Annotated in this window: 18 protein-coding genes; 11 read left to right on the top strand and 7 right to left on the bottom strand. The window is 73.5% G+C overall.

The genetic code is table 11. The features are described 5' to 3' along the window. Positions 1 to 33 precede the first annotated feature (33 nt). Complete coding sequence (locus tag O7635_RS18415) at positions 34 to 906, bottom strand: fused MFS/spermidine synthase (RefSeq protein WP_278081667.1); 873 nt, start codon at positions 904 to 906, stop codon at positions 34 to 36. 62 nt (positions 907 to 968) lie between these two features. Between O7635_RS18415 and O7635_RS18420 the strand changes: the two genes are divergently transcribed. Both O7635_RS18420 and O7635_RS18425 read left to right on the top strand, forming a co-directional pair. Beyond that, positions 969 to 1,475: a SigE family RNA polymerase sigma factor gene (locus O7635_RS18420; protein ID WP_278081668.1), complete on the top strand. Its 507-nt coding sequence runs from the start codon at positions 969 to 971 to the stop codon at positions 1,473 to 1,475. Beyond that, positions 1,472 to 2,800 (top strand): hypothetical protein, encoded by a 1,329-nt coding sequence (locus O7635_RS18425; RefSeq protein ID WP_278081669.1) that lies wholly within the window; start codon positions 1,472 to 1,474, stop codon positions 2,798 to 2,800. Before O7635_RS18420 ends, O7635_RS18425 begins: the two co-directional genes overlap by 4 nt. On the opposite strand, the gene O7635_RS18430 is transcribed toward O7635_RS18425, so the two are convergent. Further along, a complete protein-coding gene (locus O7635_RS18430; RefSeq protein WP_278081670.1) occupies positions 2,785 to 3,543 on the bottom strand; it encodes a pyrimidine reductase family protein in 759 nt (252 codons plus the stop codon). The genes O7635_RS18425 and O7635_RS18430 overlap by 16 nt on opposite strands. 92 nt (positions 3,544 to 3,635) lie before the next feature. Between O7635_RS18430 and O7635_RS18435 the strand changes: the two genes are divergently transcribed. The 6 genes from O7635_RS18435 to O7635_RS18460 all read left to right on the top strand — a co-directional run bounded on the left by O7635_RS18435 (position 3,636) and on the right by O7635_RS18460 (position 11,193). After that, the gene (locus O7635_RS18435; protein ID WP_278081671.1) at positions 3,636 to 4,181 is read left to right on the top strand and encodes a plasmid pRiA4b ORF-3 family protein; all 546 of its coding nucleotides are present in this window, start codon (positions 3,636 to 3,638) and stop codon (positions 4,179 to 4,181) included. A gap of 113 nt (positions 4,182 to 4,294) precedes the next feature. Beyond that, the gene (locus tag O7635_RS18440; RefSeq protein WP_278081672.1) at positions 4,295 to 6,034 is read left to right on the top strand and encodes an ATP-binding protein; all 1,740 of its coding nucleotides are present in this window, start codon (positions 4,295 to 4,297) and stop codon (positions 6,032 to 6,034) included. A gap of 14 nt (positions 6,035 to 6,048) precedes the next feature. Further along, on the top strand, positions 6,049 to 7,194 hold the full coding sequence (locus O7635_RS18445; protein ID WP_278081673.1) for an exonuclease SbcCD subunit D: 1,146 nt from the start codon (positions 6,049 to 6,051) through the stop codon (positions 7,192 to 7,194). Then, positions 7,191 to 9,665, top strand: coding sequence for an SMC family ATPase (locus O7635_RS18450; protein ID WP_278081674.1), 2,475 nt, complete (start codon positions 7,191 to 7,193; stop codon positions 9,663 to 9,665). Before O7635_RS18445 ends, O7635_RS18450 begins: the two co-directional genes overlap by 4 nt. After that, on the top strand, positions 9,662 to 10,633 hold the full coding sequence (locus O7635_RS18455) for a hypothetical protein (protein ID WP_278081675.1): 972 nt from the start codon (positions 9,662 to 9,664) through the stop codon (positions 10,631 to 10,633). The genes O7635_RS18450 and O7635_RS18455 overlap by 4 nt, the downstream gene beginning before the upstream one ends. Positions 10,634 to 10,641: 8 nt before the next feature. Beyond that, positions 10,642 to 11,193 carry a Uma2 family endonuclease gene (locus tag O7635_RS18460; RefSeq protein ID WP_278081676.1) on the top strand — a complete coding sequence of 184 codons (552 nt, stop codon included), beginning with the start codon at positions 10,642 to 10,644 and terminating at the stop codon, positions 11,191 to 11,193. Here the strand turns inward: O7635_RS18460 and O7635_RS18465 are convergent. Further along, entirely contained in the window at positions 11,147 to 12,649 is a 1,503-nt protein-coding gene (locus O7635_RS18465; RefSeq protein WP_278081677.1) for an NAD(P)/FAD-dependent oxidoreductase, read from the bottom strand. The genes O7635_RS18460 and O7635_RS18465 overlap by 47 nt on opposite strands. 96 nt (positions 12,650 to 12,745) lie before the next feature. Between O7635_RS18465 and O7635_RS18470 the strand changes: the two genes are divergently transcribed. Continuing rightward, positions 12,746 to 13,933 carry a PucR family transcriptional regulator gene (locus O7635_RS18470; protein WP_278081678.1) on the top strand — a complete coding sequence of 396 codons (1,188 nt, stop codon included), beginning with the start codon at positions 12,746 to 12,748 and terminating at the stop codon, positions 13,931 to 13,933. Here the strand turns inward: O7635_RS18470 and O7635_RS18475 are convergent. After that, positions 13,930 to 14,739 (bottom strand): hypothetical protein, encoded by an 810-nt coding sequence (locus tag O7635_RS18475; protein ID WP_278081679.1) that lies wholly within the window; start codon positions 14,737 to 14,739, stop codon positions 13,930 to 13,932. The genes O7635_RS18470 and O7635_RS18475 overlap by 4 nt on opposite strands. Before the next feature lie 114 nt (positions 14,740 to 14,853). Between O7635_RS18475 and O7635_RS18480 the strand changes: the two genes are divergently transcribed. After that, positions 14,854 to 15,468 (top strand): zinc-ribbon domain-containing protein, encoded by a 615-nt coding sequence (locus O7635_RS18480; protein WP_278081680.1) that lies wholly within the window; start codon positions 14,854 to 14,856, stop codon positions 15,466 to 15,468. Here O7635_RS18480 and O7635_RS18485 read toward each other — a convergent pair. Then, positions 15,465 to 16,202, bottom strand: a complete 738-nt coding sequence (locus O7635_RS18485) for a GNAT family N-acetyltransferase (RefSeq protein WP_278081681.1) — start codon at positions 16,200 to 16,202, stop codon at positions 15,465 to 15,467. The genes O7635_RS18480 and O7635_RS18485 overlap by 4 nt on opposite strands. A 28-nt stretch (positions 16,203 to 16,230) precedes the next feature. Beyond that, the gene (locus tag O7635_RS18490; protein WP_278081682.1) at positions 16,231 to 16,941 is read right to left on the bottom strand and encodes an SDR family oxidoreductase; all 711 of its coding nucleotides are present in this window, start codon (positions 16,939 to 16,941) and stop codon (positions 16,231 to 16,233) included. A 63-nt stretch (positions 16,942 to 17,004) separates the two neighbouring features. On the opposite strand from O7635_RS18490, the gene O7635_RS18495 reads away from it, so the two are divergent. Then, the gene (locus O7635_RS18495; RefSeq protein ID WP_278081683.1) at positions 17,005 to 17,265 is read left to right on the top strand and encodes a type II toxin-antitoxin system prevent-host-death family antitoxin; all 261 of its coding nucleotides are present in this window, start codon (positions 17,005 to 17,007) and stop codon (positions 17,263 to 17,265) included. Positions 17,266 to 17,275: 10 nt separating this feature from the next. Here O7635_RS18495 and O7635_RS18500 read toward each other — a convergent pair whose 3' ends face one another. Then, the gene (locus O7635_RS18500) at positions 17,276 to 19,828 is read right to left on the bottom strand and encodes a DUF4062 domain-containing protein (protein ID WP_278081684.1); all 2,553 of its coding nucleotides are present in this window, start codon (positions 19,826 to 19,828) and stop codon (positions 17,276 to 17,278) included. Positions 19,829 to 20,032 lie beyond the last annotated feature (204 nt).

The raw sequence follows: 20,032 nt of genomic DNA on the forward strand, positions 1-20,032 counted from the left end.
CACCCGCACAGCGTCAACTCTCGCACGCCTGTGTCATTCGACGACCTCGGGTCGGGGGCCGAACATTCCGACCGGAGGTGGGGCCGAGGGGGTGGCGTCCGCGTCGGTGACGACCGGGGCACCGCTCGCGAAGCGGGTCAGGTCGTCGCCCGCGAGCAGGCGGCCGGGGAACCAGTCGCCGGCGACCCGGCGGGCCAGCTCGGGCGTCGGCAGCGCGGTGTTGGCCGCGGTCAGCACCAGGTTGCCGAACCGGCGGCCGCGCAGCACCGAGGAGTCGGCCACCAGGGCGGCCTCGGCGAAGACGGCCGACACCGTGGCGACCTGACCCTTGGCCAGCGCCATCGGCGGGCCGTCGGTCATGTTGACCAGGTAGCGGCCGTCGGGGTGCAGCACCCGGGCCGCCTCCCGGACGAACTCGACCGAGCGGACGCTGGCCGGGGTGCGCGCGCCGGCGAAGACGTCGACGATCACCACGTCGAACTCGTCGTCGCGGGCCCTGGTCAGCTCGGTGCGGGCGTCGCCGATCCGGATCCTGAGTTTGCGGTCGGCCGGCCACGGCAGGTGCGTGCGGACGAAGTCGACCAGCTTCGCGTCGGCCTCGACGACCAGCTGGCGGCTGCCCGGGCGGCTCGCGGCCAGGTAGCGCGCCAGGGTCAGCCCACCGCCGCCGAGGTGCAGCACCCGCAGCGGCATCAGCGGGGGAGCGGTCAGGTCGAGGGAGGCCGCGATCCGGCGCACGTACTCGAACTCGAGGTAGGTCGGGTCGTCGAGGTCGACGTGCGACTGCGGCGCGCCGTCGACCAGCAGCGTCCAGGCCCGTGGCCGGTCATGGTCGGGCAGCAGCTCGACGACGCCCGCCCCGATCTGGGCGACCACCCGTCGCTCCTGCCCCCGCTGCCGACCCACACCCAGAACTTAGTCTGCTCGCCGACCCCTCCGGACCCGACGCGGGGAGCGTGTAAGAGGGCATGGCGGCGCAGGACTCGTTCCGCGACTATGTCGCGGCCCGGCTGACGGGGTTGTCCCGCGCCGCGTACCTGCTCACCGGCGATCGGCACCTCGCCGAGGACCTGGTGCAGCAGGCGCTGATCCAGGTGGCCAGCCGGTGGGAGAAGATCTCGGCGGCCGGCGACCCCGACCCGTACGTCCGGCGGGTGCTCTATCACCAGCACGTCTCGTGGTGGCGGCGCCGCCGGCTGGTCGACCAGCCGCACGCCGCCCCACCCGAGCGGGCGGTCGCCGACCAGGCGGTGTCCGACAAAGACACCGAGCTCACCGTGCGGCAGGCGCTGCGCCGGCTCACCCCGCGGCAGCGGGCGGTGCTGGTGTTGCGCTACTTCGAGGACCTCACCGAGGCGCAGACGGCCGAGGTGCTGGGCTGCTCGGTCGGCACGGTGAAGAGCAACACCCGCGACGCGCTGGCCCGGCTGCGGGCCACCGCGCCGGAGCTCGACGACCTCCGGGGGGCGCGATGAGCCAGGAGCGGCTGCTGAAGGAGCTGGCCGAGGAGATGCCGCCGGCCCGGCTCCCGGCGGACCTGTGGGACACGGGCCGCCGGCTGCGGCGCCGCCGGCGGATCGGTTACGCGGTGGCGGCGGTGCTGGTGCTGGCGCTCACGCTGGCGCTGCCGGAGGTGGCGGCCCACCGGCGGGCCGCGGTCGTCCCCGCGGACGGGCCCGGCGCGGTGCCGTCCGGGGTCGAGCTGCCCCGGGCGTGGCAGGCCAAGGTCGGTCAGTGGCCGGCCGGTCCGGGCGGCCCGGCCGCGCTGGTGTTCTACACCGACCAGACCCGCTATTTCGAGAGCACCGGCGTGGCGGTCGGCCGGAACGGCAGCTACCGGCTGATCTACCTGGACATCGGCGAGGGCCACGGCCTGCTCACCCCAGACGGCCGTTACTACGTGCGACCGGGCCTGCGGTTGCTCGACCTGTCCACCGGGGCCGAACGGCAGCTGGGCAGCGAGCCGATGGTGGGCTATCCGATGGCCTTCTCGCCCGACGGCACGGAGCTGTTGGTGGGGGTCTCCAACGACGACGGCGTGATCACCTACGGCGACGACACCGTTCCCGACAACGATCCGGAGAAGCCGGACGACCTGGTGGCGGTCGACATGCGCACGGGCGCGCGGCGGTACGTGGCGGTCGGGCGGCTCAACAGCTACAACGTGGCGGCCTGGTCGCCGGACGGCAGCCGGATCGCGGTGGAGGGACCGTTCGGCAGGGGCGACACGGGGCGCCGCCTGTCCGTCATGGACGCTCGGACGGGCGCCCCGATCTGGACCGAGGACAATGCCGCGCCGTGGCGCCGGCTGGCCGGCCGGGGCGCCTGGACACCGGACGGCCAGCTGCTGGCGATGCTCGCGGCCGAGGGCTGCGAGCAGCGCTGCGACCTGGTCGATGAGACGGCCCACCGCTGGCGCCTCGAGCTGGTCGACGTCAACACCGGCAACGTGGTCACCGCGCCGGTGCCGATCGAGGGTGTGCCCGGGGATGTCGTCGGCTGGCGAGACGGTCGCGACGCGGTGCTGACCTACGCGCCGAGCCGGGCGGACTACTACCACCGCAACCTGGTCGCGCTGCGGCCGGACGGCGTGGTCGAGACCCTCGTCGAGACGCCGACGCGCGTCTCCGGTGTCGAGGTGCCGGACGACCTGCTGCGCGCCGGCGCGTTCGGGGGTGCGCGGCCGGAACCGTCGCCCTGGGCGGCGCCGGCCTGGGCCTATCTCGTCGTGGCGGCGCCCTGCCTGCTGGCGCTGTGGATCGTGCGCCGCGTCCGCAGGCGGCGTCAGCGGCGGGTGTAGCGCAGGAGCAGCAGGTCGTCGGCGGCCATCGCGTGGTGCAGCCGCAGTCCGACCGGGCCGCCGTCGCGCTGCGGCCCGGCGGTGATCCGGCTCGCGCCGGGGCCGGTGAGCAGCGGGGAGATGGTGACGCAGAGCTCGTCGACCTGGTCGGCGGCGGTCAGCGTGCCGAACAGGTGCGGGCCGCCCTCGCAGAGGAGCTGGCTCAGCCCGCGTTCCCGCAGCGCGGCCAACCCGGCCACGATGTCGACGTCGCGCTCGCCGACGCGTACGACGTCGGCGACCTTCGTGAGGCCGGCCGGCTCCGGCGCCGCCGCCGAGGTCAGCACCACCGGCCGGACGGGGGCCTCGGTGAACACCGGCGCGGTCGGGTCGACGGCCAGCCGGTTGCTGACCACCACCAGCGTCGGCGCTTCGGGCAGCCCGCGCTCCCGGCGCCACGACCGGCGGCGCTCGTCGAGCTTGACCGCGCGGTAGCCCTCGTGCCGCATCGTGCCCGCGCCGACCACCAGGCCGTCGCAGACCATCCGGAGGATGCCGAAGACCCGCTTGTCGGCCGGGCCGGACAGCCCCGCCGAGTAGCCCTCGACCTCGACCGCGCCATCGACGCTGGTCACGAAATTGACACGAAGCGTCGGCCGCTCCGATCGCCCGTACCACGTGGTGAGGGCTTCGTCGTCGAGCTCCGTGCCGGGCGCCTGAGCTGCGTCGACGCTCCACAGCGCGCGGATCGTCCGGTCGCTCATCCGGCGACCGCGGCGGTGCTTGGGACGGCGGTGCCGGGGGTACGGTGCTGACAGTCGCAGCTCATCCGGCCAGCCTATCGAGGACCCCGCGCATGCCCCGGCAGATCTTCCAGGTCAAGGTGACGCTGGCCGATGTGCTGCCCGAGGTCTGGCGGCGGGTGGAGTTGCCGGGGGCCTACACGCTCGACCGGGTGCACCGCGTGGTCCAGCTCGCGATGGGCTGGCAGGACTACCACCTGCACTCGTTCGAGGTCGACGGCGTGCAATACGGCGAGCCCGACCCCGACGGTGAGCTCGCGGTGCGCGACGAGCTCGAGGTGCGCCTCGACGCGGTCGCGCACAAGGGCACGCGGCTGCTCTACACCTACGACTTCGGCGACTGGTGGGAGCACGACCTGCTGGTCGAGGACGTGTTCGTGGCGGAGCCCGACGAGCGCTACCCGCGGTGCCCGGCCGGCGAGCGGGCCTGCCCGCCGGAGGACGTCGGCGGCGCGTTCGGCTACGCCGAGCTGCTCGTCGCGCTGCGCGAGCAGGACCATCCGCGGCATCTGGAGCTGCGGCAGTGGGTGGGGCGCTGGTTCGACCCGGACGGCTTCGACCCGTCGCGGGCGACAACGCTACTGCGGCGCCTCACATAAACGTCTCAAAAGGATGAAACAGTCTTTCATCTCATCCGGCACCGCCCCGCGCGTCGGCTGGGAGCGAGTCGTACTGATGTTGCAAGATGCGAGTCGTGGTATCGGTGGGAGCGATGGGTGAGCAGAGTGCGGTCGGTCGGGTGCTCGGCACCTCCGACGCCACTCCGCTGCAGTTCTGGACGGCCGTCACGCCGGGCAGCTACCTGCAGCTCGACGACGTCGTGGTGACCACCCGCGAGCTGCCCGACCGCCCGCCGGTGCGGATCGCCGGCGTGGTGACCCAGGTGCGGGCCCGACACGAGGGCGCGGTCTTCGACTCCGACGTCTTCGCGATCGCCGACGGCACGCTTCCCGCCCAGGTGCAGGAGGCCGCCGAGATCACCGTCACCCGGGTCGACCCGGAGCTCTACGTGCCGCCCGCGCCCGGCGCCCTGGTCCACCGAGCCACCGGCGACCTGCGCGCGGCCGCGCTCCACTTCGACCGGATGGAACGCCAGATCCCGATGGGTACGGGTCGCGACGGCATCCCGGTCTACCTCAACGCCGACTTCCTCGACGGCAGCCGCGGCGCGCACGTCTCGATCTCCGGCATCTCGGGCGTCGCCACCAAGACCAGCTTCGCCACGTTCCTGCTCTACTCGGTGTTCAACTCGGGCGCCCTGGGCCCCGACTCGGTCAACGCCAAGGCGCTCATCTTCAACGTCAAGGGCGAGGACCTGCTCTTCCTCGACCACCCCAACGTCAAGCTCGACGACAGGACCACGGCGGCGTACGCGGCCCTCGGCCTGCCGGCCAAGCCGTTCGCCGACGTCCGGGTCTACGCGCCACCGCGGCTCGGCGACGCGTCCGGCACGCCCGACGTGAGCAGCCGGCTCTCCGGCGTCGACAGCTTCTACTGGACGCTCGAGGAGTTCTGCGCCGAGCGGCTGCTGCCCTACGTGTTCGCGGACGCCGACGACGAGCGCCAGCAATACACGATGGTCGTGCACGCCGTCACCGCCCACCTGGCCCGGCACGCGGTGCCGGCCGACGGCGGCATCGCGCTCGACGGCACGCGGCTCGGCTCCTACGCGGACCTCGTCGACTTCGTGGTCGCCCAGCTCTCCGACGACGAGACCCGGTTCACCTGGACGGGCAGCGCCGTCGGGCTGGGCACCATCAACGCGTTCGCCCGCCGCCTGATCGCCAGCAAGCGTGACCTCGGCCGGCTGATCCGCGGCGACCTGGCCACCCGCCGGCCGCACCAGATCAACACCGACGAGAGCGCCCAGGTCACCGTCGTCGACCTGCACAACCTGCCCGACCGCGCCCAGCGGTTCGTGGTCGGCGTGACGCTCAAGAAGGAGTTCGAGCGCAAGGAGAAGAAGGGCACGGCCAAGCCGCTGCTGTTCGTGGTGCTCGACGAGCTCAACAAATACGCGCCGCGCGAGGGCTCGTCGCCGATCAAGGAGGTGCTGCTCGACATCGCCGAGCGGGGCCGCTCCCTGGGCGTGATCCTGGTCGGCGCCCAGCAGACGGCCAGCGAGGTCGAGCGCCGCATCGTCACCAACTCGGCGGTCCGCGTGGTCGGCCGGCTCGACCCGGCCGAGGCGTCCCGGCCCGAATACGGTTTCCTGCCGCCCGCCCAGCGGCAGCGGGTGCTGCTCGCCAAGCCCGGCACCATGTTCGTCAACCAGCCCGACATCCCCGTGCCGCTCTGCCTCGAGTTCCCGTTCCCGTCGTGGGCGACCCGGCACTCCGAGGCGGGCGCGGCGCCGACCGGCTCGCTGCGCTCGGTCACCCAGTCGGCCGACCCGTTCGCGGTGGTCGGCTCCCGGTCGGGCGCGCTGTCCGACGACGACATCCCGTTCTAGTTCAGGAGGTTCGCGTGCGCATTCTGCACACCTCGGACTGGCACGTCGGCAAGGTCCTCAAGGGACAGTCGCGGGCCGAGGAGCACGTCGCGGTGCTCGCCCAGGTGGTCGAGATCGCCCGTGCCGAGCAGCCTGACCTGGTGATCGTGGCCGGCGACCTCTACGACACGGCCGCGCCGTCGCCGGACTCGACCCGGCTGGTCACCCGCGCGCTGTCGGCCCTGCGCCGGACCGGCGCCGACGTGGTGGCGGTCGGTGGCAACCACGACAACGGCGCGGCGCTCGACGCCCTGCGGCCCTGGGCCGACGCCGCGGGCATCACCTTGCGGGGCAGCGTCCGGGAGAACCCGGCGGAACACGTCATCGAGGGCACGACCGCGGGCGGCGAACGCTGGCAGCTGGTCGCCCTGCCGTTCCTGTCGCAGCGCTTCGCGGTCCGCGCGGTCGAGATGTACGAGCTGACCGCGGCCGAGGCCACCCAGACCTACGCCGACCACCTGTCGCGCCTGGTCGGCAAGCTGACCGAGGGGTTCTCCGCGTCGGGCGTGGTCAACCTGGTCACCGCCCACGTGACCGTGCACGGCGCCAGCCAGGGCGGCGGCGAGCGCGAGGCCCAGACCGTCATGGGCTACGCGGTGCCGGCCACCGTGTTCCCGCCCAGCGCGCACTACGTGGCGCTCGGCCACCTGCACCGGGCGCAGGCGGTCCTCGGGCCCTGCCCGATCCGCTACAGCGGCAGCCCGCTCGCCATCGACTTCGGCGAGGGGGAAAACGTGCCGGCGATCTCGATCGTCGACGTCACCGCCTCGACGCCCGCCAAGGTCCGTGAGGTGCCGGTGACGGCGGCCGTCGCGCTGCGCACCGTGCGCGGGACGTTGGAGCAGCTGGCGTCGCTCAAGACCGGCGAGGCGTGGCTGCGGGTCTACGTGCGGGAGACGCCGCGGGCCGGGCTGCGCGAGGAGGTGCAGGAGCTGCTGCCGCGGGCGCTTGAGGTCCGGATCGATCCCGATCTGGTGCCGTCGACGCCCGGACCGCGGGCGGAGGAACGCGCGGGTCGGTCGCCCCGGGAGCTGTTCGCGGCCTATCTCACCAGCCGTGGGGTCGACGACGAGGGCGTGCAGGAACTGTTCGACGAGCTCTACGAGGAGGCGTCGGCATGAGACCCCTTCGGCTTGATATGGCGGGGTTCACGGTCTTCCGTGATGAGACGACGGTCGACTTCACCGATGCCGACTTCTTCGCGCTGGTCGGCCCGACCGGCGCCGGCAAGTCCACTGTGCTCGACGCCATCTGTTTCGCGCTCTACGGGCAGGTGCCGCGCTGGGGCAGCAGCCGGGGCATCGCCAACGCGCTGTCGCCGTCGGCCACCGAGGCCCGGGTGCGGCTGGTGTTCGAGTCCGCCGGCGCCCGCTACGTGGCCACCCGGGTGGTGCGCCGCGACAGCCGGGGCAACGTCAAGACCGGCGGCGCCGGGCTCCAGCAGATGCCCGACAACTTCGACGTGTCCAAACTCGACACCGGCATGACCCCGGAGGACCTCGGTGACGTGCTGGCCGGGACCCCGGGTGAGATGGACGACGCAGTGTTGCAGGCGGTCGGGCTGCCGTACGAGCAGTTCACCAGCTGTGTGATCCTGCCGCAGGGGCAGTTCGCCGACTTCCTGCACGCCAAGCCGGCGACTCGGCAGCAGATCCTGGTCAACCTGCTGGGCCTGCACGTCTACGAGGACATCCAGAAGCGGGCCACCGCCCGGGCCCAGCAGGCCGACGCCGACCTGCGCGCAGTCGACCAGCTGCTGGCGGGCCTCGACGACACCTCCGACGAGGCCTTGGCCGAGGCGGCCGACCGGGTCGAGGCGATGCTCGCCCTGGCCACGCGGGTCACCGACGGCATGCCGGCGCTCGACGAGGCCCGCCGGGTGGCGTCGGCGGCGGCCGCCGGGCTGACCGCGCTCGACGACGAGATCGCCCTGCTGGAGCGGGTCCGCGCGCCCCGCGGCGTCGCCGCCCTGGCCTCCGCGGCGGCGGCCGCCCGCGACGACGCGACCGAGGCGGCCGACGCGGTCACCGCGGCCGAGGAGCGCGAGGAGAAGCTGCGCGGCGAGCTGGCGGCGGCGGGCGACCCGGCCGCGCTGCGCCTGCTGTTGCGCGCCCACGAGGAGCACGACGCCGTGCGCGCCGAGCTGTCCGGTCTCCACAGTGGAGTCTCCGCCGCGACGGCGGAGCACCGGACCGCGGAGGCCGCCCTCGAGAAGGCGCGGGCGGCGGCGCTGCGCACGGCGGCGGAGCTGGATGCGGCCCGGCGGGCCTACCAGGACGCGCAGGCGGCCGACCGGGCGGGCGCCCTCCGCGTCCACCTGCACGCCGGCGCGCCGTGCCCCGTGTGCGAGCAGCCGGTCGCGACCGTCCCGGCGGTGCCGTCGACCTCGGCCGTGCCCGCGGCGGAGCAGGCCGGCCACGCGGCCAAGGCGGCCGACGACAAGGCGCAGGCCCAGGTCGCCGAGCGGGAGAAGGCGGCCCGCGCGCTGGAGCGCACCCTCGACCGGGCCCGGGCGCAGCACGAGCAGCTCGAGTCCCGGCTGGCCGCGCTCGACGCGCAGCTGACGACCTCACCGGGCGTCGCGGCCCTGCGCCGCGAGCTGGCGACCCTGGCCGCGCTGCAGAAGTCGCTCGACGGCGCGGTGGCGGCGCTGAAGTCGGCCCGCGAGCAGGCCCGCACCGCGAACGCGGCCCGGTCCGCCGCCGAGCAGCGGCTGACCCAGGGGTGGCGGGAGTTCGACACCGCCCGCGACGGGGTGGCCCGGTTCGCCCCGCCGGCGGCCGCGCGCGAGGATCTCGCGGAGTCGTGGTCGGCGCTGGCCGAGTGGTCGGCGGCCGAGGTGGAGAGCCGCCGGGTCGCGCGTACCGCCCTCGCCGATGCCGCCGCCGACGCGGACGCCGCGGTAGCCGACGCGCGGTCGCGGCTCGACGCGGCCTTCGTCGACGCCGGCCTGCCGGCGCCCGACGACCACGTCCGGGCGGCGACGGTCGCGGTCGAGCGGGCGACCGCCGCGCACCAGCGGGTCGAGGAGCGCCGCGCCCAGGCGCAGGGCCTGCTCGACAAGCGCACCGCGCACGAGCACGACGGCCAAATCGCCAAGTCGCTCGCGAGCCACCTGCGGGCCAACAACTTCGAGCGGTGGCTGCTGGAGGAGGCGCTCGACCTGCTGGTCGAGGGCGCGTCGCGGATCCTGCGGGAGCTGTCCGGCGGGCAGTACGACCTCGTTCACGAGAAGGGCGAGTTCTCGGTCGTCGACCACCACGACGCCGGCCTGCGCCGCGGCGTGCGCACCCTGTCCGGCGGCGAGACGTTCCAGGCGTCGCTGGCCCTCGCGCTGGCGCTGGCCGAGCAGCTGGCCGGGATGTCGACGTCGGCCGCGAGCCTGGAGTCGATCCTGCTCGACGAGGGCTTCGGCACGCTCGACGCCGCGACCCTCGACACGGTCGCCGCGACGCTCGAGGGCCTGGCCGCCCGCGGCGACCGGATGGTCGGCGTGGTCACCCACGTGCCGGCGCTGGCCGAACGGGTGCCGGTGCGGTTCGACGTCACCAAGGACGCCCGCTCGGCCCACATCACCCGGAGCGGGATATGACGGAATACTTCATCGACAACTGGGACCCGGCGTACGGCGCGTCGTTCGAGACCTCCACCGCGCCCGCGGCGCAGAGCAGCGCCCAGGTCAACACCGACGTCGAGCTGCCGGCGGCATCGTGGCGCCCGCTGACCGCGCCACCGACCGTCCGGGCCCCCGACGTGGTGCTGCTGGTCGACGGCGTGCGCCGGATCGACGCGACGCTGTGGACCCGCGAGGACGACGGCACGTCCCACCCGGGCCTGGCGGCGTCCTACGCGGCGGGCGTGGTCCGCTGCGACCTGCGCGCCGGCGCCGCCACGATGGCCGGCACGCTCGTCGAACGCGGCCTGTTCACCACCTCGCCGACGGCGACCGACATCGCGGCCGGAGCGGTCCGCTACGGCGTGCGCCAGATCTCCGGCGCCCCTGACCCGGCCCGCCTGGTGCCGGCGGTCCAGGGCCCGCTGACCGCGCTGGAGGTGGCGGTCTCCACCCAGGTCCGCGGCGAGTCCGACGACCTGCTGGTGGTCGACGGCCCGCTGCGCAACCGCCGCCAGCTGACCCGCACGATCGGCTACGTGAAGACGCAGCAGAGCCAATATCTCGACGCGACGCTGACCAACGTGGTGACCGCGCTGCGCCCCGGCGAACGCTCGCCGGTCTTCCTGATGGGCACGGCCTGGGGCGGCTACACCTGGTACCTGCGCCTGCCCGGCCCGACCGGAGCGCCGTGGGCGGGCATCGTGCGGGTGGAGTGCTCGACGGAGCTGCCGTCCCAGGAGGCCATCGAGCTGGCCGACCTGTCCCTGGTCACCCTGCCGCGCTTCGCCTCGACGCCCTACAAGGACCCGCGGGCACCCCAGAACCTGATCCCGATCGCAGGCCTGGAACGCCGCCTCCGCGGCCTACTCGGCGACTCCCGCCTTCTGCACCGCGCCCTGACCCTCGCCGCCGCCCGCAGCGCCGCGGTGCCCGTGGGGCGATAGCGCTTGTGTTGACGACGCTGTTGCGCCGACTCGGCGCGGGCCCGTGGACCGACGAGGACTACCTGGCGCTCGGCGAGACGGTGCCACGCGTCGAGCTCATCGACGGCGGACTGTTGATCAGCCCTCGGGGCGAACCGGGGCACCAGCATGTCAGTCGTCAGTTGGCGTTGGCCCTGCATGCCCCGGCCCGGGCGGCGGGGCTGACCATCTATCCGGCGGTAAACGTCCGGCTCCAAGTCGATCGGATCGTGATACCGGATCTGGTCCTGGCCGCGACGGACGAAGACGGTCTGCTGATGAATGCCGCCGACGTCGCACTCGTTTGCGAGATCACCTCCCCGGAGACGGCCGTGACCGATCGAGTGGTCAAGACGCAGCTGTACGCCGACGCCGCCATCCCTTCCTATTTGCTCGTCGAGCGGACTCTGTTTTCGCTCACGCTCACGCTGTTCCAGCTGTGCGGGAGCCGGTATGCGGAGGTCGGCACAGCGCACCCTGGTCAGTTGCTGAGTCTCACCGAGCCGATTCTCGTTGACCTTGAAGTCGATCACCTGAGCTGACAGTGCTCGCGTGGCCGAAGTGGAGCTCCGGGTCGGTGACGCGGTCGGCGCGGAGGAGTTTGACGTCCGTGTGGTAGTTCATCGAGGTCAGCCAGGGCAGGCGGTCGCCCTGGCGAGGCAGCTGGTCGATGACGCGGCGGATGTAGCCGGCGCCGAAGTCCAGGAACGGGCGGGTGGGCATCGCCGGGTCGGCCGGGTCCGGGCGGCAGATCTCGTAGCCGTGCTTGTCCATGTGGGCCAGCAGCAGGCAGAAGTGCTCGCAGAGCAGGCCGACCTTGAGCGTCCACGACGAGTTGGTGTAGCCCACCACGAACGCGAAGTTCGGCACCCCGGAGAGCATCATCCCCTTGTACGCGATCGTGTCCGGGATGTTGACCGGCGTGCCGTCGACGGTCAGCGTCACGCCCGCCAGGGCCTGCACGTTGAGGCCCGTCGCGGTGACGATGACGTCCGCCGGCAGCTCGCGACCCGACGCCAGCCGGATGCCGTGCTCGGTGAACGTCTCGATCCGGTCGGTGACCACCTCCGCGCTACCGTCGCGGATCGACGTGAACAGGTCACCGTCCGGGACGAGGCACAACCGCTGATCCCACGGGTTGTACGGCGGCCGGAAATGCTCGTCGACCGGGTAGCCCTCGGGCAGCTGCCGCGCGTTGAACCAGCGGATCAGGCGGCGGGCCCGCTCCGGGTGCCGCTGGCAGAAACGCCAGATCCAGCGCTGGGTGGCGATGTTCTTGCGCCTCGTCCAGGCGTACCCCTTCTCCGGGCCGAGGTATTTCTTGAGCGCGTTGCCGAGCGCGTCCCTGGCCGGCACGGAGAGGATGTAGGTCGGCGTGCGCTGCAGCATCGTCACGTGGGCCGCGGTGCCCGCCATCGCCGGGACGATGGTGACCGCGGTCGCCCCGCTGCCGACCACGACGACCCGCTTGCCCGCGTAGTCGAGGTCCTCGGGCCAGTGCTGCGGATGCACGATCGCGCCGCGGAACCGTTCCTGGCCCTCGAACCGCGGCGTGAAGCCCTCGTCGTAGCGGTAGTAGCCGCCGGCGCAGAAAAGCCAGCGGGCGGTGAATGTGACCGGCTCGCCGGAGACGTCCACCGTGACCGTCCACAGTGCTGTCCCCGAGTCGAACGCCGCCGCGCGTACCCGGTGGTGGTAGCGGATGTGGGGGTCCAGGCCGTTCTCCGTGGCCGTCTCGCGCAGGTAGGCCAGGATCCGCGGCGCCGACGCGATCGCCTCCTCGTCGCGCCACGGCTTGAACGCGTAGCCGAACGTGTGGAGGTCGGAGTCGGAGCGCGTGCCCGGGTAGCGGAACAGGTCCCAGGTGCCGCCGGACGCGCCGCGGGCCTCCAGGATCGCGAACGTCTTGCCCGGCAGCGACGTCTTGAGGTAGCGCCCCGCGCCGATGCCGGAGATGCCGGCGCCGACGATCAGCACATCGAAATGCTCCACCGCCATCCGTTCATGGTCTGCCTCACCGTCGGGCCGCCGCGAGGACGATCTGCACTCCGATCACCCCTGGCGTGGTGCGAACTGCACCACTAGCCTGCGGGGATGTCGTGGGAACCGCCGTCACCCCGGGTGCGGGAGCTGATCCGGGCGGGTGCCGAGATCGCGCTGCACCCCCGCCCGGAGTGGCTCGCCGAGATCGACGCGGCGACGCTCGCCGGCGAGGCCCGCCGGCCGATCGCCGGCGACCCGGTGCTCGCCGCCGCCACCCGCCGCACCAACCGGTCCAACCTGCTCTTCTGGGCCGCCGCCAACGTCCGCGCGCCGGGCCAGCCGGTGCCGGCCAACGACGAGGCGGCGCCGCTGTCGATCGCCCGCGACCTGGTCCGGCGGGGTCTGGACGAGTCGGCCCTGGATGCCTACCGGGTGGGTGAGGCGGTGGCGGCCCGGCTCTGGACCCAGATCGCCTGCACGCTGACCGACGACACCGCGGAGCTGCGCGAGCTGCTCGACGTCTCGTTGCGGTCGATCGCCGCGTTCGTCGACGCGACGGTGACGGCGATCTCGCTGCGGATGCGGGCCGAGCGGGCGGCGTTGACCCAGGGGAGCCACGCCGAACGTCGGGAGACGGTCATGCTGCTGCTCGACGGCGTGCCGATCACGGGCGCGGACAACAAGCTCGGGTACGCGCTGGACCGCACCCACACCGCCGCCGTGGTCTGGACCGACGACCCGGACGCCGACCTCCGCCAGCTGGACCGGGCCGCCGACGCGCTGGCCGGCCCGGCCCGCCCCCTGATCGTGCTGGCCAGCGCCGCGACCCGCTGGGTGTGGGTGCACGGCGCCGCCGACCCGGCGCGGCTCGACCGGCTTCCGCCGGCGGTCCGGGTCGCGCTCGGCGCTCCGGCGCCCGGCGTCGACGGTTTCCGCCGCAGCCACCTCGACGCGCTCACCACGCAGCGCCTGCTGGCCCGGCTCGGTGCGGCGCACCGGGTGGCCGCGTTCGCCGACGTCGAGGTGGTCGCGCTGCTGACCCAGGACCCGGAGGGCGCCGACCGGTTCGTCACCCGCACGCTGGGCGGGTTGGAGTCGGCGCCCGCCGAGATCAGGGCGGCCGTGCGGGCCTACATCGCGGAGCAGTGCAACGCGTCCCGCGCCGCGGCCCGGCTGTTCACCCACCGCAACACGTTGCTGCGCCGGCTGGCCCGCGCCGACGCGCTGCTGCCCCGCTCGCTCGCGGGCCGCGCCGTCGAGGTCGGCGCGGCCCTCGAGATCCTGCACTGGCGCGGCTAGTCGACGCGCCAGCCGTCGCGGTACTCCACAGTGGTGAGAGCGACCTCGTCGTGCCAGCCGCCGGGCACCGGCGCGACCCGCACGCGCGCCGGCCGGTCGACCAGCACGCAGAGCTCGTCGCCCGGCCACCACCAGCCGGTGGCGCGGGCGAGGTCGGCCCATTGTCCGAAGTGGTCGGACGTGTCGGCGTCCCAGCCGGCTAGGCCGAGACGGCGCAGGGTGTCGTAGTAGCCGATCCAGCACGCGTCCTGCTGGCCGTACCAGCAGACCGGTGTGTCCGGCCCGAGCGCCGCCCGCACCGGATGGCGGAAACCGTTGCCCAGGCTGCGATGCAGGGCGCCGCGGACCGCCTGGTGCAGCACCACCGGCAGTGGCACGCCCCGGGCGAGCGCGTCCAGCGGTGGCAGCTCCGGCCAGCGTTCCTGTTTCTTGCCGGGCCGGCGCGGCGGTGACAGCTCCGGATCGGTGTGGGTCACCCCGGCGCTGAGCGCCGCCCGCAACCGCGACGCGACCGTGGCGACGTCGCTGGCCAGCACGGGCGGGCCGACCGGGCGCCGGATCCACTCGTAGAGGTCGTCCAATGTGGGCCAACCGCGGACCAGGGCGAGCGCCTTGGCGGGGGAGTCGACCCACTCGAACTGGGGCCGGGGCCGGCCGATGCGGGCGTAGATGCCGGCCACGCTGTGTTCGGCGGTCTCCCGGTCAGCGGGCGAGCCGGACAGGCCGTGATCGAGCCATTCCCGGCGAATCAGAACTGCTTCGCGCCAAATGTCAGCGGCGTCACCACGCCGCGCGGGCGCGGTCATCGAACGAGGGCGTCGCCGCCCTTTCGGTAGGAGATCATCCGCTCATGGTGCCACAGCGTCGCCCGCTGTTGGTAGGGTCCCGAAGATCCAGCCGTCCCTTCCCGCGGAGTCGCAATGATCATCTTTGGTGTGTCGGTCTTCTACATCTTCGGCCTGATCGGCACCGGGCACTTCCACTGCCCGCACTGCGGCGGCGACCGGGACTACGAGCACCGCACCGCGCGCCGGTTCTTCACGCTGTTCTTCCTGCCGGTGATCCCGCTCGACAAGGTCGGCGAGGTGGTGCGCTGCAAGACCTGCCGCACCAAGTTCGACCCGATCGTGCTGAGCCGCCCGACCACCGCCCAGCTGGCCAGCGCCCTGCCGGCCGGCATGCGCGCCGCGGCGTCGGTCGTGCTGCGGGCCGGCGGCCTCAACGACGCGACGGCCCGGGCCGCGGTCGACGCGGTCCGCGAGGCCGGCGCGGGCGACTACGACCTCGCCCACGTGCAGGCCGACGCCAACCAGCCGATCGAGTACGCGGCCGAGCCGCTGCGGGCCCTGTCGGCCAACTTCACCCAGGACGCCTGCGAGCGCCAGCTCGCCAACGCCGTGCGGATCGCCCTCGCCGACGGCCCGCTCAGCCAGCCCGAGCGCGACGCCGTCCACTGGATCGCCGACAAGCTCGGCATGACCCCGGCCCACGCCACCGGCGTCATCGCCACCGTGGAACAGTCCATCCGCGGTTAGCCGATGTCCCGCACCTCGATCACCCGGGTCGTCGGGGCGGCGTCGGCGATCGCCTCGCGGTGGGCGAGCCGCTCCGGGTCCCGCATGAACGACTCGTAGCCGGCCCGGTCGGCGAAGCGGATCAGGTGCACCTCGGTCGTGCCGGCGGCGTCGCGGGTCCGGCGTTCGAGCGTCCCGCGGTGCCGGCCGAGCAGCGCCAGCACCTCGTCCTCGTAGCGCCGCCCCGCCTCGGCCTCGGTCATCTCCACGATGGCCACCAGCAGCAGGCCCGACGGCGGGCGCTCCAGCCAGACCTGCCCCGGCCAGCCCGGCCGGTCGCCGGGCTCGCGGCGCAGCTCGGCGAAGCCGAGCCGGGCGTAGAACCGGGCGGCGGGCTCGTTGCCCTCGAGGTACGACAGCCGCACCGGCCGGTCGGGGACGGCGGCGACGAGCGCGGCCAGCAGCGCCCCGCCGGCGCCCCGGCCCTGCGCGGCCGGCCGCACGTAGAGCCGCCAGATGATCGGCACCGGGCCGCGCTCGTCGAGGTTGCCCACGCCCAGCACGTCGTCGCCCTCCGCCGCGACGAGCACCGTGGTCTCCGCGATCGCCCGCCGCGTCGCCTCGGTCGACCACCACGTCGCCAGTCCGTGCGCGACGTAGTCGTCGCCGGCGAACGCGTACGTCGCCGGCCAGGTCTCGTGCCCGACCGCGACGATCGCCGCCACGTCGTCGGGTCCCGCCTTCCTGATCTCCATGAGGACCCAGCCTGCGGCACCGCCGGCCTCAGATCAACGATCCGCCCGCGGCGCGGATGTTCTCGCCGGTGATCCAGCCCGCGTCCGGCGTGGTCAGGAACGCCACCACCGCGGCCACGTCGTCGGGTCGGCCCAGCCGCCCGAGCGCGGTCCACTCCGTCGCCAGGGCCAGCTCCTCGGCGCTGTTGTGGGCCCGCAGCAGGTCGGTGTCGGTGGCGCCCGGCGAGACCGTGTTGACGGTGATGCCGCGCGGCCCGAGCTCCCGGGCGGCGACCGCGGTGACCTGCTCCAGGGCCGCCTTGGTGGCGCAGTAGAGCACGTTGCCCGGCGCGGGGACGGCCGTGTTGAGCGTGGAGATGTTGACGATCCGGCCACCGTCGCGCATCAGCGCGGCCGCCCGCCCGACCGCCAGCAACGGCACCTTGACGTTGGCGGTCATCGCCCGGTCGAACTCCTCGGCGGTGACCTCGCCGATCGCGGCGGGCACGATGATGGCCGCGTTGTTGACGAGGATGTCGAGCCCGTCCTGGACCGGCGCGAACATGGCGTCCAGACAGGACAGGTCGGTCTGGTCGGCCCGCACGGCGACCGAGCCGGGACAGCGGTCGACGACCTCGTCGGCGGCGACCTTGTCGCGCGCATAGGTGAACACGACCCGATGCCCGGCCGCGGCGAGGCGTTCGACGACGGCCCGACCGATGCCCCGCGAGCCGCCGGTGACCAATGCGGTGGATGTCATGCTCCGGGACGCTACGCGCATCACGACCAACTCAGCCGAGTCTGTTACAGATAGCGTGACAGCATGCGGACGATGACCGCCACGGAGGCGGCCCGTAATTTCTCCGGCTTGCTCGACGCCATCGAGTGCGGCGAGACCGTCATCATCACCCGACACAATGATCCCGTTGCCGAGATCGGACCTGCCCGCAGGCGGACCGGTGCCGACCTCCGCACGGCGCTTGCCGACATTCCAGCACCCGACGAGCGGTTCGAGGACGACATCGCGGCTGCGGTCGCATCGCTGGAACCTGAGCGTGGCGACCCGAAGGTCGGCGCCCCGTAGAAGGGCCTGTTCATCGCGGGCGGTCGAGGGCGTAGGCCACCGCCGAGGCCAGGTTGTCGGCCGTGCCCTGGGCCCAGGCCGCGGCGTGCGCGCGGGTGTCCAGGTCGGCGCGGCCGTCGGGCCACGCCGGCACGTACGCCCGCATCCAGGCGGCGCTGGCCAGCGTCTGGAGCTTGCGGGCGGCGGCGACCAGGCGCACCGCCCGGTCCGGCTCGCCCTGCCGCGCCGCCAGGTCGGAGAGGGCCTCCAGGAACAGCGACGCGCCGGCCTCGTCCCGGGCGTCGGCGGCGACCCGCAGGCCCGACTCCAGGTAGGCGTCCGCGGTGTCCGGGCTGCCGCCGGCGAGCGAGGTGACCGCGAGGCTGTAGAGCGCGACCACCTCGCCCAGGTGGTCGTGGGTCTTGCGCGCCATCCGCAGGCCGTCGCCGAACTGCTCGATCGCGGCCGGGTAGTCGCCCTCGTTGAGCGGGACCAGGCCCAGCCGGGCGTAGTAGAGCGAGATCATCCACTCCTCGCCCAGCCGCTCGCTGATCCGCTTGGTCTCCTCCAGCAGCTCACGGGCGACCCCGTACTCCCCGCGGGCGATCGCCAGCTGGCCCAGCATGCCGGCCGCGCGGGCGGTGGCGTCGTCGTCGCCGAGGTCACGCAGCAGCGGGAGGGCGCGTTCCAGCTGGGTCCGGCCGCGCACGTGCTGCCCGGTCATCACCGCGATGGCGCCGTCGCCGAAGAGCGTGTGGGCGTACGCCCGCGGGGAGAGCGAGTCCGCCTTCGCCAGCACCCGCTCGATGTTGCGGGCGCCCTCGTCGGTGTGGCCGCGCAGCCACCACAGCACCCAGACGATCCAGCCCAGCCGCACCGCGTCCTCGAGCTGGTCCGTGTCGATGAACCAGCTCATCGCGGCCCGCAGGTTGTCGTGCTCGAGGTCGAGCTGGTCCACGGCCTGCGGGTTGGTCGACGTGCGGCCCAGCGGCGGCGCGGTGCGCTCCGCGAACTCCAGGTAGTGCCGCGCGTGCCGGTCGTGAGTGCCTTCCCAGTCGCCGGACTCGCGCAGCCGTTCGAGCGCGAAGTCCCGGATGATCCCGAGCATGGTGAAGCGCGGCTCCCGCTCGCCGCGCTCCTGCGTGACGAGGCTGCTCTCGATCAGCGCGGTCAGCGCGTCGAGGCCGGCGTAGCGCTCCGGCACCCCGGCGACCGCGCGCGCCGCGTCGAGGTCGAACGGGCCGGCGAAGACGCCCAGCCGGGCGAACAGCTCCTGCTCGCCCGGCGGGAGCAGCTGGTAGCTCCAGGCGATGGCGTCGCGCAACGTCCGCTGGCGGGCCGGCAGGTCGCGGGCGCCGCCGGTCAGCGTGCCCAGCCGGCTGCCCAGCCGGTTGAGCAGCGCCCCCGGGGTGAGCACGCGGACCTTCGCGGCGGCGAGCTCGACCGCGAGCGGCAGGCCGTCGAGCCGCCGGACGATCTCGGCGATCGCCGCCGCATTCTGCGGATCCAGCGCGAAGTCGGCCTTGACCGCGCGGGCCCGTTCGACGAACAGCCGGGCGGCGCCGTCGCGGCGGACCGCGACCATCGGTTCCTCGCGCGGGTCGGGCAGCGGCAGCGGCGGCACGTCGAACACGTGCTCGCCGGTCAGTCGCAGCGGGATCCGGCTGGTCGCGAGCACCGTGACGCCCGGCGCCGCGTCGAGCAGCGTGGCCAGGGCGGGGGAGGCGTCGGCCAGATGCTCCATGTTGTCGACGACCAGGAGCAGGGAGCGGTTCCGGAGGTACGTGACAACGTCGTCGAGTGGCGGCCGGTTCGGCACCGTACGCAGCCCGAGCGACTGCGCCAGCGCGGCGGCGACGAGGTCGGGGTCGGTGACGCCGGACAGGTCGGCGAACCGCACTCCGTCGGCGAACGTGTTGCGCAGCGCCGAGCCGAGCTCCATCGCGAGCCGGGTCTTGCCGACGCCGCCGGGCCCGGTCAGCGTCACCAGCCGCACGTCGTCGCTGGTCAGCAGCGTGCGCAGCGAGCGCTGCTCGGCACTGCGGCCGAGCAGCGGGTTCGGTGGCACCGGCAGCTCGTCGCGGGGCGCGGGCGCCAGTTCCTCCTCCCCGGCCGGGCGCGGGTTGAAGCGTTCGGTGAGCAGCAGCGCGATGTCCTCGCCGACGACCCGGCGCAGCTCGTCGGCGCTGCGGAAGTGGCGGTAGCTGACCCGGGCGTCGTCGCGTATCCGGTCGAGCAGCGCGGTCAGCCGGGGGTCGCGGTGCGGCGCGGGCGACTTGACGTAGATGAGCTTCGGGAGGTGGCCGGCGATCCCGAACTCCTCCTCGATCCCCGATATCTCGGCGCCGGGCGCCACCCAGCCGTAGCTCTCCCAGTAGACGCCGATGAACAACTGGCTCTGTTCGACGTAGGCGCGGTAGACGTCGCGCGGTCCGTGCGGCCGGGCGCCCAGCTCGAACATCACCGGCACGAGCCGCATCCGGGCGACCGCGTCCCGCACGGCGAGTCGCTCAGGCTCGAGCTCCTCCAGCGTCGACGAGACGAACACCCGCAACCGGTGGTCCGGTGTGTGGATCACCGCCATGAAAAACCATCACATCCCCCCGTGCGGCCAACGAAGCTACCCCCGAGCAGCAGCAATCCGTACGGCTGGTCCCACGCAGTGCGACGGTTTTGGCCCTGAGAGCGCTCCCATAACGGTTTGGGAACGCTCCCAGTACCCGGTATTGACGGGGACGAAACTGATCGGCAATCTCGTGGGAGCGCTCCCGGCGGACCCTGGTCCGAC

It is taken from the genome of Asanoa sp. WMMD1127, assembly GCF_029626225.1.
GTDB lineage: Bacteria > Actinomycetota > Actinomycetes > Mycobacteriales > Micromonosporaceae > Asanoa.